Origin of the sequence: Methylomonas defluvii, assembly GCF_033949435.1 — a bacterium.
GTDB classification, from domain to species: Bacteria; Pseudomonadota; Gammaproteobacteria; order Methylococcales; family Methylomonadaceae; genus Methylomonas; species Methylomonas defluvii.
This window is the reverse complement of sequence record NZ_JAXARY010000001.1, coordinates 405,489-423,828: the sequence shown is the minus strand read 5'-3', so window position 1 is coordinate 423,828 and position 18,340 is coordinate 405,489. Positions and strand designations below refer to the sequence as shown.

The 18,340-nt window shown below is 54.9% G+C and carries 11 protein-coding genes; all 11 read right to left on the bottom strand.

Annotated features, from left to right (window positions below; all coding sequences use genetic code 11):
- Positions 1–142: 142 nt before the first annotated feature.
- Positions 143–5,305 carry a RecQ family ATP-dependent DNA helicase gene (locus tag QLH52_RS01925; RefSeq protein WP_319960377.1) on the bottom strand — a complete coding sequence of 1,721 codons (5,163 nt, stop codon included), beginning with the start codon at positions 5,303–5,305 and terminating at the stop codon, positions 143–145.
- A 312-nt stretch (positions 5,306–5,617) separates the two neighbouring features.
- A complete protein-coding gene (locus tag QLH52_RS01920; RefSeq protein WP_033156049.1) occupies positions 5,618–6,598 on the bottom strand; it encodes a nitrate- and nitrite sensing domain-containing protein in 981 nt (326 codons plus the stop codon).
- 21 nt (positions 6,599–6,619) lie between these two features.
- Positions 6,620–7,792 carry a methyl-accepting chemotaxis protein gene (locus QLH52_RS01915; RefSeq protein WP_033156048.1) on the bottom strand — a complete coding sequence of 391 codons (1,173 nt, stop codon included), beginning with the start codon at positions 7,790–7,792 and terminating at the stop codon, positions 6,620–6,622.
- Between the two features lie 339 nt (positions 7,793–8,131).
- Entirely contained in the window at positions 8,132–8,848 is a 717-nt protein-coding gene (locus QLH52_RS01910; protein WP_033156047.1) for a M48 family metallopeptidase, read from the bottom strand.
- Positions 8,848–11,973: a type I restriction endonuclease subunit R gene (locus QLH52_RS01905; protein WP_319960376.1), complete on the bottom strand. Its 3,126-nt coding sequence runs from the start codon at positions 11,971–11,973 to the stop codon at positions 8,848–8,850. Before QLH52_RS01905 ends, QLH52_RS01910 begins: the two co-directional genes overlap by 1 nt.
- Entirely contained in the window at positions 11,973–12,914 is a 942-nt protein-coding gene (locus tag QLH52_RS01900; protein WP_319960375.1) for a Fic family protein, read from the bottom strand. The genes QLH52_RS01905 and QLH52_RS01900 overlap by 1 nt, the downstream gene beginning before the upstream one ends.
- 117 nt (positions 12,915–13,031) lie before the next feature.
- The gene (locus QLH52_RS01895) at positions 13,032–13,268 is read right to left on the bottom strand and encodes a hypothetical protein (protein WP_033156044.1); all 237 of its coding nucleotides are present in this window, start codon (positions 13,266–13,268) and stop codon (positions 13,032–13,034) included.
- Positions 13,269–13,307: 39 nt separating this feature from the next.
- The gene (locus QLH52_RS01890; RefSeq protein WP_319960374.1) at positions 13,308–14,642 is read right to left on the bottom strand and encodes a restriction endonuclease subunit S; all 1,335 of its coding nucleotides are present in this window, start codon (positions 14,640–14,642) and stop codon (positions 13,308–13,310) included.
- Entirely contained in the window at positions 14,639–14,845 is a 207-nt protein-coding gene (locus QLH52_RS01885; protein WP_033156043.1) for a hypothetical protein, read from the bottom strand. Before QLH52_RS01885 ends, QLH52_RS01890 begins: the two co-directional genes overlap by 4 nt.
- Before the next feature lie 147 nt (positions 14,846–14,992).
- Complete coding sequence (locus QLH52_RS01880; protein ID WP_033156042.1) at positions 14,993–15,511, bottom strand: REP-associated tyrosine transposase; 519 nt, start codon at positions 15,509–15,511, stop codon at positions 14,993–14,995.
- A 61-nt stretch (positions 15,512–15,572) separates the two neighbouring features.
- Entirely contained in the window at positions 15,573–18,122 is a 2,550-nt protein-coding gene (locus tag QLH52_RS01875) for a type I restriction-modification system subunit M (protein ID WP_319960373.1), read from the bottom strand.
- Positions 18,123–18,340: the final 218 nt, after the last annotated feature.

Below are 18,340 nucleotides of genomic sequence, written 5' to 3'. Positions count from 1 at the left end.
AAGGTATTGCCTCAAGGGTGGCCGGAAAAATTTCGGTCTCCCGCGTTCAAGCCGATCATGCTTCGACAGACTCAGCACGAACGGCTTGACGACAGAAGGCAGGGCTTCCGGAACAGCCTACCGGACAGCCGAAATTGTTAAATCACGACCTTGGAACCCTATCGGCGGGCAGATACAAAATTTCCGGCAATACCAATTCCCAATGCTCGCAACGCAGACTTTCGGTATTGCCGGCGGTTTTATGCCAAACCGAAATGGCGGCAACCCGCACCGCCACTATCCTGCCTGTTGGCGGCGCAAAAGCCTTGGCCATCCGCGTGACCGCCACTCCGTTTAAATCCGCCAGTTCCCAACCGCATTGCCCATCGCTTCTGGCGCGCAATATCAACTCGCTGCCGACCTCCAATGCCGCAATCGCCCGATGAATAGGCTTATCCGGCGCGAAATATCCCGGCCATGACAGCACAACTTGCTCCAAATCCGCCACCCAAGTACGTTGCCCGAGCGCTGGCAATTCTCGACCGAATTGCGGCTGGGTTTTAACGCAAAGCGCTTCGCAGTCCCGGATAAAAGCATGCCGCCCACCCTGTTTGGCGCACAAAGTCAGGGTTTTGCGAGCGCGGGTCATCGCCACATAAAACAGCCGCCGTTCTTCATCGCTGCTTTGCTGCCAGCCGCCGCCGTCCAGAATCAGCACATGGTCAAACTCCAAACCCTTGGCTCGATGCGCCGTCAATAACAGCAGCGGCGCGTGCCGACTGTCGTCTGCGCCGGACTGGCTACCGGAACCGAATTCGTAAAGCGCTTCGACAAGATTGCTGACCACATGCTGGCAACCCGGAGCAACCGCCTCGGAGGCAATGATGAATTGCGCCAGCATGGCGCGATAAGGATGTTCGATCAGCTCATCGACAGATTGCCGGTAGCGGCGCTTAAACCAGCGCGACAAGGTTCCGTAGCGCAGCAATACTCTGGATTTACCGGACTTGCGCCGCGGCTTGTTCAACAAAGCCAGCAAGCTATGGCCTTCCCTTGTGCCGTGCAAATTCAGCAAAGCACTGTCACGCAGCAGCCTCACCGGAACCCCTTGCAGGCGACATAATTCGGCCAGAGGCTCCAATGTTTCCCAATGTCTGGCAATCACCGCAAACCGGCCCCAATGGCTGACTTGGCCCGCGTTTGCCAAATGATTCAGCCGCACCAACTCGGCCAGCGCCACTTCGACTTCACCGTGGAGTGGTGATGGCGTTTCCAGGATATGTACCCGGCCTTGCGTCAAACTATCCAGTTCGGCAAATTCGCCACCATCCTCCCCATCCCGACGCGCGTAATTGATTTGGATGGCGTGCTGCGTTTTCATCCGCTCGCGAGCCGGCGCAATCACCCGGTTTGCACAATGGATGATCTGCGCGGTGGAGCGATAGTTTTCAATCAGATAGTAGGTTTTGGCTTGATAGTCCGTGGCAAATTGCTTGATGAAGCGTACATTGGCCCCGTCAAATGCGTAAATATTTTGGTCATCGTCACCCACTGCCAATAGCGATAGTTTGTCTTCCTCGCTGTTGATGGCTCTGCCGGCCAGCGCGCTGATCAACGCGTAATGCTCGGCGTTGATGTCCTGATATTCATCCACCAGCAAATAGCGCAAACCGGATAGCAAGCGGTCGCGTTGGATGCCCGGCCCCAACTCGTCGCCCTGCTCCGCTTGCTGCAATAAAGCCGTGGCGGATTTAAATACCGCCTTAAAGTCGACTTGTTCGCCATGCTCGGCGGCTACCGCATAACTGGTGCCGGTCAGCCGCATCGCCAGACTGTGTAGGGTTTGCACGGTCACCCCGGCGGCATCGGCGCCGATTAATGCCCACAAACGCTTGCGGATTTCGACGGCCGCCGAGCGGTTATAACTCAACACCATAATGTCTTCCGGCAACACCATGCATTCGCGCAGCAGCCAGGCCACCCGATGCACAATCACCTTGGTCTTGCCGGAGCCGGGGCCGGCCAATACCAATTGACTGCCTTCCGGCGGCGCGGCGACGATGGCCTGTTGCTCGGGGTTTTGCAAGTCGGTGAGGATGCGCCTATGCGCGGCTTCAGTGGTCGCCATTTCCAGAATATCCTGGCGGCCGGCGAAATAGCGGCGCACGAATTCGTGTCTATCCATGCCAAAGTAATCGACGATAAACGCCATCGCCGCCTGAATCTTACCCAGCGCCAGCCGGGCGTATTCGGCCATCACATGCACCTGGATAATCTTGTCCTTGTAATGCAAAGCCAGTTCGGCGTAGTCGGACTTTTTAAACTGCCGGCGCCGGGCTTCGGCATTCAGCTGAATGCTCATCGCCGCGCGGAACACCGCCTTGCCGCGCGCCAGATGCAAAACTTCGTTGCTGTCCAGATAAATCAGCGCCGCCGCCAAGGCCACCTGCCAATCCCGCACATCCAGATCCTGCAAAGTCAGATCGGCTTGCAAAGCCGCTTCCAAATCGCCCTGCTTGCAAGTGACCAGCAGATTATTGCCCTGGCGCTTTGCTAGAAAGTAATTCAGCAACGCCTGAGCCAGCCGCATACGCTTGCTGCGGATGTCATCAATCTTCTGCCAACTGCGAAGCAATTTAAGATAGCGGTTATCCTGACCGGCCGGACGCAACGCGAAAAAACCGCGCAGGCCGGTACCATCGCCAAAGGCTTCGGCGAACGACTTCATCAAACGGGTCAATTTGTCCGGCGTGAGTTCCACTCCAGCCTCGCGGCGTAAGCTGTCACATAGCCGGCGCACATTCAAAATCTGCCATTGCTCGCGATCAGCATCCGGCGCGGTCTCCCGCAGACTGGCAATCAAGGCGTCTTCCAGCTTGCGCAAGTCTTCCAGCCTGTCGGCGGTATCGGGGGCGCGGTACAAGGTCACGCCGATTTCGGTATCGTTGGATACCAGTTTAAAACGATCCAAGTCCCGCAACATGCTCTGCACTTCGTGGGAATTGCGTCCCGTGGCCAGCATCAAATCGTCGGTGCTGATGCCGTCGTCATCTTCGCTATAAAACAATTGCGACAGCAGCACGATGTACGGCTCGATGTCGGCGTTCGGCCCCAGTTTTTTCTGCAGCAAGACTCGGGCTTCATCGATACTGGCCACCTGCAAGCTGCCCGGAAACACCCGGGTATGGTTTTCCTGGCGTTCCAGCAGACGCGCTTCTTCCAGCCAGGCCACCGCGATGCGGACCTTGGTATCGGCATCGGCGGCGTCGGGATCGATGCCATGCTTGTCCGGAATTTCCAACAAAATTTCGCCGCTGGTGACCACCACCGAACCTTCGCTGCGATCCTTGCGCTCGATCCCGCGCAAGGCTTTTAGAATGGAAGCAATATCATGTTGCGTCAGCCTGGAATTGCGCAACAGCCGGAACTGCACATCCAGATCGGCATCGTCGTACAACAACACACAGCGCGCTAAGTCTTGATCGCGGCCCGCCCGGCCCGCTTCCTGGAGATAATTTTCCAAGGAGCCCGGCGTATCCAAATGAATCACCAGACGCACATCGGCCTTATCCACACCCATGCCAAAGGCATTGGTGGCGGCGATGACGCGCAGCTCGCCGGCGATAAAGGCTTCCTGCACTTGGCGCTTTTGCTCGGGCTGCATGCCGCCATGGAAATAACCGCAATCCAGGCCGGCCTGTTTCAAAAACTCGGCCATTTCTTCCACGGTCTTCTGCCGGGCGCAAAACACAATGGCGCCGCCCTCATCGCGCAAGCTTTGCTCCAGCAAACGCAGCACTTCCGGATATTTGGCTTGGGCCGGCACCGCATGCACTTCATACAGCAGGTTTTCCCGACTGACACCGCCGGTCAAGCAGGCCAGCGAAATGCCTAGGCGCTTGCGAAAATGCTCAACGATGTCTTGCACCACATCCGGTTTGGCGGTAGCGGTAAAACAAAACACCGGCGACGGCTTGTCCTTTTGCCTGGCCTTGATAAAGCGCGACACGTACAAATAATCCGGGCGGAAATCATGACCCCATTTGGACAGGCAATGCGCCTCGTCGAACACCCAGGCGCCGACTTCCCGATGTTGCAAAGCCTTGGCAAATGCGCTGCTGCGAAATTGTTCCGGCGCGACAAAGATCAAACCCAAATCGCCCAAGCGCAACTTATCCAGCATCACCTGTCGCTCCATGGGGTTGAGCAAGCTGTTGATGTAACCGGCGCAGGTGATGCCGCGCGCTTCAAGGTTATCGACCTGATCCTTCATCAAGGATTGCAGCGGCGAAATAATCACGGTCAAACTACCGTTGCGGTAAAAGCGCGCCAGCGCCGGCAATTGGTAACACAGCGATTTGCCGCCGCCGGTCGGCAGAATCGCCAGGGTCGGCGTGCCAGCAAAGCCGTGTTCGACGATGGTTTGTTGCAGGGACTTGCCATCCTCGGTAGTCGGCGTCGGCCTAAACTGCGTGATGCCCGGAAAATAGCGCGGCAGCAGTTGCGACAGATCGTGTTGTTCACTGCACCAATCACATCCGGCGTCACCGCACGGCACATCGCGCAAGGTGGCGATAAGTTCTCGGGTTTTCGGAAACGACAAACTTACCCAAGGCGGCAGCACGGAGTTACCGCCCGACACCCGCAGCCAAGCCAACACATAAGCCAACGGTTTGTGCCAATCCGGCTCCGGCAAATAGTCATTGACGATGTGTTGCTGCCCGGCCCGGCACACCTTCCCGTCGGTAGCCCGCCGCCAAGCCGCTTGCGCATCGATTAACGACGGCCTTAGCGCCGCGCGCAAGGTCGCGAAGAAATTCGCTACGCCCTTGCCGTTTTCCGGCGCCAATAAAAAATGCAGGCAAAGCGCCTCGTCCGGATACTCCGCCACCCGCTGCCGCAAGGCCTCGGCCTGATCCAGAAACAGCTCATAAGCCAATTCCGCGTCGCGAACCGGATCGTTGCGGGTGGTGGTGCAAAGCTTGTAGTCCTTCACCAGGCGGTGATAAGGATTCTGCGGAAAGGCCACCGGCGACAGCTCCAGCGTATCGACCAAAGGCAAGCGGTGCAAAGCAAGATCGGGATGCAACACGGATAAAGCTGGCTGATCGAAGGCAATCACGTTATGCCCCAACACAAACGCCGCGCCTTCGCTGATGTGATCCAGCTTTTGTGTCAGATCGGCAGCCTTGCCGGATAAACGCAAACGGGCATCGGTGTCCGGTCGATACGCGCCAATCTCCCGCAGCTTTAGGCTATCCTGCCGGGCGGTTTCAATGTCGATGCACAGGCACTTGGCTCGGATTCTATCGGATGGTTGAGCCATTGTGTCGGGGAATGGGGATGAACGTGGATGTTTAGGTTAGCGACGCTTTGTGCTATTCGGCCGACCCGCTATACGCGAAGCTACAGGGGCCGGGGAAATGGGGCTTAACCATAGCGCAACAAACGGGTCTTGCCTAGGTTAGCTTGACCAAGCGCACTGACATCCTGCCTTTTCCAGGATTTTTTCCCAATAAAGAAGGTATAGACGGCTTACTTTAACCAGACAAATTCGAAATGACACCTCTTATTTTGTACTACAGCCTCCCTAAAAGTAGTTTGCCGCCATCGAAAGCGTGGCTCTTGGTCTCGCCGGTTAAACGACTCCGTGCTGCAACACCAGGGAAGCCATCAAAAATACCAAGCTCACCAACACGATGGCGAAAGACTGATTGCTACTGCGTCTGGCACTTGCAAGCTGGTTTTGCAGGGCATGATTTGTAATCACTTCGCCCTGATCGTAAAGCGCAAAAATACTGTTCAATGTCCCCGTGGCGGTGTCAAAGAAAGCCGCCGGATCAATCGCCGGCTTATCCGCGGTCAGCAATTTTTGCTCGATATGACCAATAAAACCGGTGATGTGCACATGAACCGCAGCCGAAGCCTGCTGGAAACTGCTGTCGGCAACCATGGACATGTTAGCGTTACCCATGCCGGCTTCAACCCGTTCGATGGCCTGACGGATGCGGGTAATCAGAAAACCCAGCTTAATCCTATCGGTGATCCGGCAGCGGCCGGCCGCAGCGATACCGGTGCCGATAGCCCGCGCCTGACCTATTGCCTCCGCGGTATCCGGCAAGAGATGCCACAGAATTTCTATAAAGCTGAACGGACAAATACTTTCCTGGTGTAATTGGCTATGCTCCGCTATATCTCGAATCAAATTGAGAATAGTGCCGGCCAATAAACAGTGTCGTTCAAAACTTGCTTCCTTGGTCAGATGCAGTACGGAAGGGTGTAGTTGTTTCCAGGCTTCGCGGATACCAACGAACGACTGCAACGATTCCGGCGACTGCTTAAACTGCCCGGAGAGTTGCTCGAGCTGCCGATCAATGTCGGATTGCAAGACCGTGATTTTGTATTTAAAGCTCAGATCGCCGTTCAAATAAGCGCTCACCATGCCGCGATGTTGTTGTATCTGCGTCAATAGGTTTTTCAAAGCGCCGGTCATTTCCAGGTAATGCAGTTGCCCACGTAGATGCTCAAGGCGCGTCCGGCGATTTTTGTAGCACATAAATGCAGCAGCACTGGCGATCACCGCCGCCAACAAAAACAATACACAAACATAATCGGGCACGTCTAATTCCCCTTTTATTGGTTAATGAGCAACGATTTGCGCCAATTTAGCCAGATGCCTGGCTATTTCAGCTGATTCCTGGGCCGCATTGCTGTTTTGTTCAACGCTATGCGCAATCGTCTCGATGTTGCGGCCGATTTCCTGGCTTACCTGGGTTTGCTGTTCAGCGCTGGTTGCTATCATCGTTACGTTATTTAAGGCTTGATCCGCATACTGTCTAATCCCGGCCAGCGATTTTTCTACCTCAAACGCTTTGTTAATGCCTTGTTCCGTTTGATCGCGAGTAGCAGCGATGGATTGAACGGCTAGATGAATTTTTTCCCGGACGGCTTCAGTGGTACCGGTTATTTCCTCGGCAGACTGTCGCACCCGTTTTGCCAGCGAGCGTACTTCGTCGGCTACCACGGCAAAGCCGCGACCGTATTCTCCGGCTCGCGCCGCTTCTATCGCCGCATTCAGAGCCAGGAGGTTGGTCTGATCGGAAATGGCCTTAATTACTTCCGAGATACTGGCAACCTGTTGGGAATGCAATTCCAGATTCTGCATCAATTGAGCCAGGTCCTGAATTTCGCCAAACAGCGCGTTCATATCGGCGATAAAGCTTTCGATGGCCCGATGGCCTTTCTGGGAAAGTTGCTGAGTGGTCGACGATATTTTTTCGGCATCCCGGCATTGCCCCGCCACGCCCATGATACTGGCCGACATTTGTTCGATGGCCGCCGCCATCATCGTGGTTCTTTCGCGTTGGTTATCGAGTTTTTCGGCGACGAAACCGGCACCCTGGTTGAGTTGGTCGGCGGCATAAGTCACTTCTTGAATAGACGCATGTACATCGCCTATGCGCCGGCCCAAGGCTTTGGCGGCTTCGTTAAAACCGCTATATAACTGTGACAGCTCGTCCTGACCGGTAAGCTGTAGTCGCATATTAAAGTTGCCAAGCTCTAACTGCCTATGTGCGCCGATCAATGCCGCAATCGCACCCGATAGGGACGAATATAATGCTGACAACACCAGTATCCAAGCCAGATTAGCGGATACAATCACCAACCATTGCGGCCCGGAAATTGACACGCCCGCATCGACGAACATAGCCAAGGGCAGCACACTGGCCAACACAATTAGCGTCAATATCAGAGCAAATTTATTTTTTAGCTTGAAGCGACCGAGAAACGAGTTAACCAGCAATACGGACATTTTGATGCGCCTTCAGTTTAGACATGCCGATCTACCAGCAATTTTCTCGCCAGCAAAATTGTCCGATACTTCCTAAGCCAAATAAGGGTGCGACGCACCAAAAGGACGAACTTCCCGTTGGAGTTCACAAAAATACGCACCAAGTTGACTCAAACCCAAGAGCGAATTAATTAGTACCCGATGCAGAAACCAACAGGCAATAAAAAAGCCCAACTGAGACCAGTTGGGCTTTGATAATTTGGTGGGTGGGGACTATTTTATTAAGCTCTGCAGGCATTGTTTTACATAAAAATTATAAGAACCGCATTTCTTCATGCCCCCCAATATTGAAGATTACTATTACTCTTTCCAATTTTCAGCAGACAACGGTAATTCATTCAACTCGGCTCGCGCTTCCTGCCAATTAGGGTAATAACCACTCAAAATGGTTAGGAAGCGCTCATTATGGGTAGGCTCCAATAAATGCACCATTTCGTGCAAAACAACATAATCCAACAAGTGCTTAGGCTTTTTGACCAATTCGGTGTTTAAACGGATATTACGCGCTCGCGGATTGCAACTGCCCCATTTAGTTTTCATACGTTGCAAAAAATAGTGCGCCACTTCGACCCCCAGCTTTACTTGCCATTTGGCAATCAATGGGGGGATGGCTTGATGCAACAATACCTTGTGCCATTCGTGAATCAGCTCTGCACGATTTTCTAATGCACTGTCTGCCGGTAGGTACAGCGTAATCCGCCGATGATCGACCTTCACAAACGGCTTGCCGCCACGTTCGATGATGGTCAACAAATGCCGCCGTCCCCAAAGATAGTGGGTCTCGCGCTCGACAAACTGCCTGGGCATCTCCCTGGCCTGATTACGCAGTTTGGCCTGCTGATCGCGTATCCAACCCAACTTTGAGATGGCATAGGCTCTGGCCACTTCCAAACGGGTTTCCAGCGGCGCGGCCAAGGTGACGCGGCCTTCCGGCGGATGCACAGACAAATGCACGTTCTTGATGGCCTTTCGAGTCACCTCGATAACAATCTCACCCAGTTCGATGGTTTCAGTCATCAGTAGCCTGGCTGATTCTTAATGATCTCGAACAAGGCCAAAGTGGCTTCCTTATTCTTGTTCAGCAACAGAAACAAAAAATTCAAAATCACACTTTCCTTAGCTTGGTCTCCTTTCCAGCCCGCCGGCGCTTGTTCGCGCATGGCATGATCAATTTTTAGCGCCAGTTGCGCACGCTCATCGCTATAGTCGGTCGTGGGTTCATGCACCTGTGACGTCGGCGTGGCTTCGGGCATCAAATCGGCCAGATTGTTGTAGATGACGATGGCCTCGTGCTTGCCATGCAAAATGGCGGGAATGCCGGCCTCGGGTTGTTTGGCCGCCAAGCGATTGACCAACTCCTCAGCCTTGCGCAAAAACGCCTCATAAGCGGCAGTATCCGCCTGACTTTGCTTGATCAGATCGTCTAGCAGCTTGGACATCTGCGCGTAGAACCTGGGGTCGGTGAGCTGGTCGCGAATGATGGTCTTGCGAACGTTGTTGATAATCCCCTCGGCGATAGCGTTCTTCGACAGCTTGCCTTTCTGGTTCAGCTTGCGGGCAATGGCGTCGTGGATACCGGTCTCGATGATCAGCTCGGTCAGCGACATTTCACCCAGTTCCCCTAATTCCGCCGCCGGGTCGGCCTGGATGTAAGTGTTGATCAGGTGGCGCATGTCAGCCTCGTAAGGCTTAATGTCCAGCTCTTCACCCGAGTGCTTCTTGATGGCGGCCCGAATCTCGGCGTAGAACTCTACTGCCTTTTTCAATGCCTCGGCCTCAGCCTCGGAATAACCCGCCTCGGTCAGTTCCTGGGCGATGTCGGCGTAGGCACGGGCAAAGATCGCCACCGCCTTGTAGAACGTCACTCGCAATGCTTCGGTTTCGCTTAGCGCGTCGGGGTTGGCGGCATCGCCGCAGAAATAATGCAGGTACTGTTCGACTTCTCGCGGCGGCAGTACCGGTTCGCACAGGTAGTGCAGTGCTTGACGGGCATCGTCCAGTTGCCTCTTGCCTTCTTCCAGCCAGTTTTTCAGGCGCACGTTGTTTTCGGCCTCGCTACTGCCCTGGTCGATGTCCAGTTCGTCGGAACTGTACACCGCGATGGCTTGTTGCACGTCACCAAAGAGTTTTTTGAAGTCGACGATGTGGCCGTAGTCCTTGTCGTCGCCATCCAGCCGATTGGTGCGGCAGATCGCCTGGAATAGGTTGTGGTCGCGCAATTCGTTGTCGAGATAGATGTAGGTGCAGCTGGGTGCATCGAAGCCGGTCAGCAGCTTGCTAACCACGATCAGCAATTTAAGATTGGCCGGCTCGTCGATGAAGCGGCGCTTCATCTCCGTTTCGTATTTCTCGGTGGTCGGAAAATCCTTCAATACCAACTGACTATAGGTATCAAACTTATAGCGTTCATCGCTGTTGGCGGGTTCTTTCGAGATGGCATTGGCATTCGGTTCGTACGACGTAATGATGCCGCAGTAGGGGCCGAAGTGGGTATTTCTGAACAGCCTGAAATAATGACAAGCATCGTAAATGGAGGCGGCCACCAAAATAGCGGTGCCGCGGTCGTTGTTCAAACGCGGTTTGAGGGCGAAATCGGAGATGATTTCGGCGACCACCTCGCGTTTACGACCCTCGGCGCTCATCAATTCTTCCATCGTCGCCCAGCGTTTACGCAACGCCGCCTTCTGAAAGTTGTTGAGATTTTGGGTTTTCCGCTCGAACCATTCGTCGATTTTTTTCTGCGAGGTCAGCCTTTCGGGCACGTCGCGGGCCTCGTATTTCAAATCCAGCACTACTCTGTCGGCCACCGCCTGATGGAACTTGTAGGTATGGATGTAGGTGCCGAATACATCGTGCGTCATCTGCTTGTCCTTGCGCAGCAGCGGCGTACCGGTGAAGCCGATGAAGATCGCGCTTTCCAGCCAGCGCTTCATCTGCTTGTTCATGTCGCCGCCCTGAGTGCGGTGGCATTCGTCCACAAACACATAAAAGCGCCCTACCACCTTCGGCGGCGCGCCTTTCAGATCGGACACGTCGAACTTATGGATCAACGCGCACAGCAAACGTGGCGTAGTCTCGGCCAGCTTATTGACGAAATCGGCCCGCGAGGTGATGCGCGGCGACGCTGAGTTTTCGCCAATCACCCCGGCATTGCGCATCACGCCGACAATCTGCTTGTCCAGCTCGTCGCGGTCGGTGACCACCAATATCCGCGCCTCGGGATCGTGTTCCAGCAACCACTTGGCGATCAGCACCATCAAAATGCTCTTGCCGCTACCCTGGGTATGCCAGATGACGCCGCCCTCGCGCTTGGCGATGCGCTCCTGCGCTGCCTTGACGCCGAAAAACTGGTGCTGGCGCGGCACCTTTTTTTGGCCGGCGTCGAAGATGATGAAGTTGCGAAGCAAATCCAGCAGCCTGGCCTTGCCGCACAACTGCGCCAGAGGTCGATCCAGCAATGCGCCGGCAAGCGGCGCGGTGCCCGCTTCGGCAGGCGTTTGATCCTTCCACTCCACGAAGAATTGTTCGGGTGTGCCGGTGGTGCCATAACGCAGCCCTTGCGCATCGCTGCCGGCCAAGACTATCTGCACCGTGCTGAAAAAGCCTTGATTGAAAATGGCATCCTGATTGGTGATGAGCTGGCGTATGCCGTCCGCCACATCCACCGAACTGCGCTTTAACTCGATCACCGCGATGGCGATACCGTTGATATACAGCACAATGTCCGGCCGCCGCTCATAACCGCCTTTCAGCGTCACTTCCTCGGCCAGCGCAAAGTCGTTTCGCTCGGGACGCTCCCAATCGATCAAATGCACCGTCTCGTGCGCCTGACCGGCGGCGATTTGCACCGGAATGCCGTAGCGCAATAACTGATAGGTGCGAAGATTGGCTTGATAAAGCGTGATGCCGCTGACGTCGGCAGCAGTGTCCAGTTTTTGCAAAGCAGCACTGATGTGGGCGGCGGAATAGCCGCGTGCCATCAGGTTATCGCGAAGCAGTGCGGTTTCGATAGGGCGATTGTTCTGGCGTTTACTCCATTCGCCAAGATAGCGGTAACCCAGGCAATTGAGCGGTGACGGATCGGTGAACAGACTGACGATTCGGTTTTGAGTGTTACGTTCGGAGCGGGTGTTTTGATCCATTATTCCTTTATCTCCCAATGCCCACCTTTTTGCGGGCCCACATAGCGCAAACGCTCTTGCTCTCGAAGTTTGCGAGCGGCGCGTTCCACAGCGCTGGTCGATTTACCCAAACGAACAGCAACCTCCGCCAGGGTTAAAGTCGGCTGCTCCCGCAGCAGGGCTAAAATCTGTTCTGGAGTTTTCACCGGCGTTTTAACCAGCGTTTTAACCGGCGTTTCGCTGGTGATCGCTTGTTGCAGAGCTTCGCCGATCGCATCAAGCATAAACAGGATGAAAGCACTGCAATCGGTGGCTTGATCGGCCTCGCCCAGCACACGGTAGTAATCATCCTGCCGGCTTTTAATCACCGTCTCGACCGGCAAATAAGCCAAAATCGATTGCCAACGGCTCAGTATCAGCGTTTGCCACAAGCGGCCCATGCGTCCATTACCGTCGCTAAAAGGATGAATAAATTCCAGTTCATAATGCAAAGCGGACGAAGCAATCAGCGGATGGGCATCGCTGTGAGCCAGCCAATCCAGTAGATCATTCATCAGGCGGGTTAACTGACTGGGTGGCGGCGCCATATGCACCAGTCGCTGACCTTGATAAATGCCGACTCCACCTTCACGCAAACAGCCTGCGTCGTCGGCCAAGCCTCGCAACAACAAGCCATGGGCGGCTAACAGATCATCCAGCCTATCCGGGCGCCAATCGGGAAGCGCCTCATAGGCGGCAAAGGCATTCTTCACCTCCTGAATTTCTCGCGGCAATCCCAGCACGGCTTTACCGGCCAGCACGGCCGTCACCTGTTCCACCGACAGTGTGTTCTGTTCTATAGCCAGCGATGCTTGAATGGTGCGAATACGGTTCCCCCGCCGCAGTTGCGGCGCCAACGTGTCCCGGCCTGCCTGTTTCCAGCGCCCCAGTAACTCGGCGATCTCCGCCACTTTGGCAAGCATGGTATGACTGAGCTGGAACGGAGGCTGATAGCTACTCATACTAACGGTAGTATATCGGCCTGCGGCTACCTGACCCATTCGGCCCGGCGAACATCCTTAGCCGCGGCGTTGCCGAAGTCATTTTTGCAGACGCCGCAAGCGCTGGCCGGGCTTGACGGGAATGGGCTTGGGCAATGACTTCACTACCCGGCGCGAGCCATCCGGCGAGGATTCGATCAATTGTCCATCCACCGCTTCCAGCACCGAACAACCGGCGGCCAGTGTCTGGTAATAAGCCTGTTTGATGGCGCCCTCGGCCAATTCCGGAATAAAGACTTCCTGAAACCGCAAGCTGTCTTCGTCAAGTACGTTCATCGAGAGCTCCATGGGTAAAAAAGGATTTAGCAGGCATGATCATAGCAGCCTGGTCTTGCCGGTGAGCAGTTCCTGCATCATGCCCTGTTTGAGGGCGCGGGTTTTGTCGCGGCGGGCTTCCAATGCGGCGAGTTCGGCGTCCATGTCGGAGAGTACGGCGGCGATGGCGGTTTGTTCTTCCGTGTCCGGAGCAAGAAACTCGAATCCGACAAAGTCCTTCTGGTAAAGATGGACGATGGTGGAACCCGCCGTAATCATCGCAAGAAAGTCATCAAATATTTGGGAAGCCAGAACATAGAAAAGAAACAATGGCACGAACGCCTCTTGCACTGGCCTGATTACAAAAACACCACTATTCAAGGTAGCAGGCCCAGGTAGGCCATCAACATAGCCAACTTTTCCTATCGTGCCGTCCTTGGTTAAAAGAACATCACAATTCTTCAATTGAATATTACGGTCTTGGTTATAACGCCATTCATCAACATAATGACAAGTAACCCAGTTTACACGTCCATCAACGAAATCAGTCCCAGTAACCAAGAAATGAGTGCCATTTTTAAGATACTCCTCAGTAGTAAGCGCTTGCCATCCAATACGTGCATTCAACTTTGCATGCTTCGCCACATTAATCTTTGACCACTCCCCACTAAACCCCGGCAAGCGGGTTTGGCCGGTGAGGAGTTGTTGCATGGCGGCATGTTTGAGGTCGCGCTTCTTGGCGATCAGCCGCTCTAGCCCGTCCAGCAGCGCATCCACATCGCTCAACGCCGCCGCGATGGCGCGTTGTTCGGGGAGAGGTGGAAACGCGACAGATGTTCCTTTGACGATGTTCCCGTTTAAATTTTCTTGGCCGCCGGTATTGCTGGAATTACGGATGGCCTCATACCGGCTTGTTAAGAAATGGAGCACAAACTCCGGCAAAACACCAGCATGAAGCGCGATTGAGGCACATGCTTGGTTTGTCGCTGCCGGAATACCTAGAACACCAACTTTTCCACGAGTTTTGCCTTGACCGTAAAGAGCCATCAACAATGTACCGGTGGGAAGCAACTTCGCAGCCGAGTTCTTGAGGCCTTCTTCAGTAATGAATTGATCGGCCTCTGTGATGACGCCGAAATCGATTTGAGATGTGGTGACCCATGGAATTGAGCCACCCCAATACGCTGGTTTCTCGCGACTGGGTGTTCCACCGGAACCAACATCCGCGAAATCACCGACATGCTTGATATCCCAATCCACCGGAATAACCCCCACCTCCGTCATCTTGTAACCCGGCTTAATCAAAGCCGCCTTACCAGCTTGCAAGCGATATGCCGCGCTGGCTTCGTTGACCGCCGATTGCGAGTTATCGGAACAACCATGTTGTTTACTCATCGGCTTCCGCCTCCCGCAAGCTCAGTAGTAGGGTGGATAAGCGAACGCGCATCCACCGGAGGCTTCAATGACTCGGTGGATGCGCTTTGCTTATCCACCCTACGGGAGGATTCGTCATACCGCGCTTCCTTGTCGATCCGCAAGCCATAAGCCGCGCTAGCTTCGTTGACCGCCTCGGCATGGTTTGTTGGTTGATTACTCATTGGGTTGCATTTTCCACGGCATCGTTGAACCGTTGAACCTTGGGCAAGTAGTAGTAGGGTGGATAAGCGCCAGCGCATCCACCGGACCTCGGCAAATAATGGTGGATGCGCTGGCGCTTATCCACCCTACGTTGGGTGCTTTTGCGGTCATTCGTGCTCCATGTCGCTGATGTGGTTTGGCGGCGTGGCACCCCAATCGGCATCGTACCAACCTTTTTTGACGGCACCGGCAAACGATGACCACGGCCAATCGCTGGGGCGCTGCGCTAATCCGTGTTTGACCGGGTTGTAATGAATGTAATCCACGTGGCGCCGCCAATCGTCCGCATCGCGAATCGTATGCTCCCAAAACCGCCGTTGCCAGACCAATCGCTCGTTTCTGGCATTGGTGGTGGTATCGATTTGGCGGGAAAAGGCTTTTTTGATTTCGCGCCAACGACCGGAATAATCCGCGTCGTCATCCGGCAACCGCCAAATACAATGCAGGTGATCCGGTAAAATGACCATTGCGTCGATTTGAAACGGGCGGCTTGCCTTGACTTTACGCAAGGCCTCTCGAAACAGCGAAACCCGCGCATCATCGATAAAAACCGGCTTGCGCCGCCAAGTGACGACGGTAAAGAAATAACAAGCGCCCGGAATCCGGATGCGTTGGTAATCGCTCATGTTGCCGGTGTAGGAATATCGGCGGATGCGCTAGCGCTTATCCACCCTACGGCATGCTCATTCATGGCCATACCACGCCCATTTTTTTGAGGTGTTCTGCCACGCGAACGGCCAGGGCCGCCGCCTCGTCTTCCAGTTGAGGCAGCGGTGTGGCGTAGCGTTCGGCCAATTGCCGGATGCGGCCGGTCAAGGTTTGCGAGACTCTATCCAGTTCGCCCTGCACGGCTGCGGACAGGTGCGCCATCCACTTGTCGTCGATCACCAGCGTTTTGATTTCGGCTTCGCTCAGCGTCGGGTATTTTTCATAGGCCTTTTGGTCGAGCACGGCTTCGGCTTCCTTGATCTGTTTTTTTAACCCGCTGATCTGGTTGCCCAGTTCCAGCCACTGTTTCAATACTTTTAATTCGTCGGCGCCATCCGGGTCTTTGCCTAGCTCTTTGATCCGATCTTTAACGGCGGCGGCATTGATGTTGTCGTAACCGGAAAAGATGGCGTCTTCGCCGTTGTGCTCTTCTTCCAATTCGGTTTGGCTAGCGGTCGCCGTTTCCAGTTCGGCCTGTTTGGCCTCTATCGCGGCCTGCTCCTCGGCAAAGTAGCGAGCGACGATATAGGGCTTGGGGATCAAATCGCAGACCCAACCCTTGTCCTTGGTTTTGCCTTTCTTGTCGGTTTCGACGATGCGGGTCGGCTGGGCGACCCAGCCGTCGGCGGAGATCAGGTAGCAATCGTCCTGCATGGTCTCGGCCCAGTAATCCATCAGGTGCTGGTAGATGTCGTAAGCATCCAGCAGCGGCGCGGGCTTGAAGGTGTTCAGCAAGTCTTCGGCGATGGTTTCGATCAAGGCCTTGGGGTGGCTGTCTTTGCCGAAGCCGGTCAGCAGCGGCGTGGTGGCGTGGCGCCAGCCTTGAAAGCGTTCAGTCGCTTGGGCGTTGAAGGCGGTGAATTCGGCGTGGCCGAAGATGGCGGGTTTGACTTCGGCCAGCGGCAACGTTAATTGCGCGTAACCGGGTCGCTCCCTCTCCTGCTGGAGAGGGTTGGGGTGAGGAGAATCAGAATAAAGTAAGACATTGATTTCTGTCCCCTCACCCTGCCCTCTCCCGAAGGGAGAGGGTTGGTTACTTTGTTTGGCGGCGCTTTCCTCAAGGCGAGGGGAGAAAAGAGCGGCGCGCACGCCGGGCAGCACTCGCCAGTAGTCGGCCAGCGCGTCCAGGTCGCGTTCGGGGATGCCACCGTTGAGGTGGCCGTTGATGTCCTGAATGTCTTCCGGCTCGCTGCTGTCGATGTAGCGCGGCAAATTCAGGTTGAAGTCGTTTTTGGGATCGGCGATTTCATCGAACGGCACCATCCGGGCATAGCGCGGCACGTCGGCTTGCTTGCTGAAGGTGTCGACGATCTTGTGGATGTCCTGCTCGCGCAGCCGGTTTTTGTTGCCGTCTTTGATAAAGCCCTTGGCGGCGTCGAGCATGAACACGCCTTTGCGGGCAGTTGCGTTTTCCTTGTCTATCACCAAAATACAGGCCGGAATGCCGGTGCCGTAAAACAGGTTGGCGGACAGGCCGATAATGCCTTTCAGATAGCCGGAGCGCACCAGTTGCTGACGGATCACCGCTTCGGCATTGCCGCGAAACAACACGCCGTGCGGCAAAATACAGGCGGCTTTGCCGTTGGCTTTCAGGCTGCGGATGATGTGCAGTAGATAGGCGTAGTCGCCTTGTTTGGCGGGCGGTTCACCCCAAGTGAAACGTTGGTAAGCATCATCGCCCGGCGTCAGGCCGGTGCTCCAGGTCTTGTCGGAAAACGGCGGATTGGCGACCACGTAATCGTAGGTGCGCAGTTGCTCGCCGTCCTTGAACTTGGGTGCGGCCAGTGTGTTGCCGGACAGGATGTTGGCGGTCGGGAAGTCGTGCAGGATCATGTTCATCCGCGCCAGACCGGCGGTGGTGACGTCTTTTTCCTGGCCTTCCAGGGTGATGTGTTTGCCGGCTTCGGCGGCGACTTTTAATAGTAACGAGCCGGAACCGCAGGTCGGGTCGTAAGCGGTCGTGGAGCCTTTGGCGTTGTCGGGCGAGATGCCGATCACTTTGGCGATGACGCGACTGACTTCCGATGGTGTATAAAACTGGCCCTTGCTTTTGCCGCTTTCGGTGGCGAAGTGGCGCATCAGGTATTCGTAGGCGTCGCCGAGAATGTCGTCGTGCTCGGCGCGGTTTTTGGAGAAATCCAGCTCGGGCTTCTGGAAGATACTGATCAGGTTGGAGAGCTTCTCCACCATGTCCTTGCCTTCGCCGAGTTTGTTGGGATCGTTGAAGTCGGGAAAGTCGCTTTTCGACAAGCGGGCGTTGGCGTTGACCAAGGGGCCGATAATCTGGGTGTTGATCTTGTCGCCGATGTCACTCTTGCCTTTGAGGGCGATCATGTCCTTGAAGCTGGCGCCGGGCGGAATCACCACCGGCGGCGCGAAGTCGTCGCTGTCGGCGTATTTGTCGGTGATGTATTTGATGAACAGCATGAACAGCACGTAGTCCTTGTACTGACTGGCGTCCATGCCGCCACGCAGTTGATCGCACGAGGCCCATAGGGAGGAATAGAGGTCGGATTTTTTGATGGCCATTGATGAGTATTTATAACTACTATGGTTTGCTCGTTAGCTTCAAAGCATTGCACCAAGATTTAGGAAGCACGATTGTTTTTCCATAAATAAGCTACTTGTCTCAAGCTTGCTTGCTCGACCATGTGGCTCTGTTAGTGACCTCAATATTGGATTAGAAAAATCCAGCAAGATAAAAATTTCTTTAACCCATAAAAAACGGGGCCTTAGCCCCGTTCTTA

Bases quoted from the DNA above. Each gene is read 5' to 3' on its own strand.
- QLH52_RS01925 (WP_319960377.1), bottom strand. From the start codon at position 5,305: ATGGCTCAACCATCCGATAGAATCCGAGCCAAGTGCCTGTGCATCGAC.
- QLH52_RS01915 (WP_033156048.1), bottom strand. From the start codon at position 7,792: ATGTCCGTATTGCTGGTTAACTCGTTTCTCGGTCGCTTCAAGCTAAAA.
- QLH52_RS01910 (WP_033156047.1), bottom strand. From the start codon at position 8,848: ATGACTGAAACCATCGAACTGGGTGAGATTGTTATCGAGGTGACTCGA.
- QLH52_RS01905 (WP_319960376.1), bottom strand. From the start codon at position 11,973: ATGGATCAAAACACCCGCTCCGAACGTAACACTCAAAACCGAATCGTC.
- QLH52_RS01900 (WP_319960375.1), bottom strand. From the start codon at position 12,914: ATGCTTGCCAAAGTGGCGGAGATCGCCGAGTTACTGGGGCGCTGGAAA.
- QLH52_RS01895 (WP_033156044.1), bottom strand. From the start codon at position 13,268: ATGAACGTACTTGACGAAGACAGCTTGCGGTTTCAGGAAGTCTTTATT.
- QLH52_RS01890 (WP_319960374.1), bottom strand. From the start codon at position 14,642: ATGAGTAAACAACATGGTTGTTCCGATAACTCGCAATCGGCGGTCAAC.
- QLH52_RS01885 (WP_033156043.1), bottom strand. From the start codon at position 14,845: ATGAGTAATCAACCAACAAACCATGCCGAGGCGGTCAACGAAGCTAGC.
- QLH52_RS01880 (WP_033156042.1), bottom strand. From the start codon at position 15,511: ATGAGCGATTACCAACGCATCCGGATTCCGGGCGCTTGTTATTTCTTT.
- QLH52_RS01875 (WP_319960373.1), bottom strand. From the start codon at position 18,122: ATGGCCATCAAAAAATCCGACCTCTATTCCTCCCTATGGGCCTCGTGC.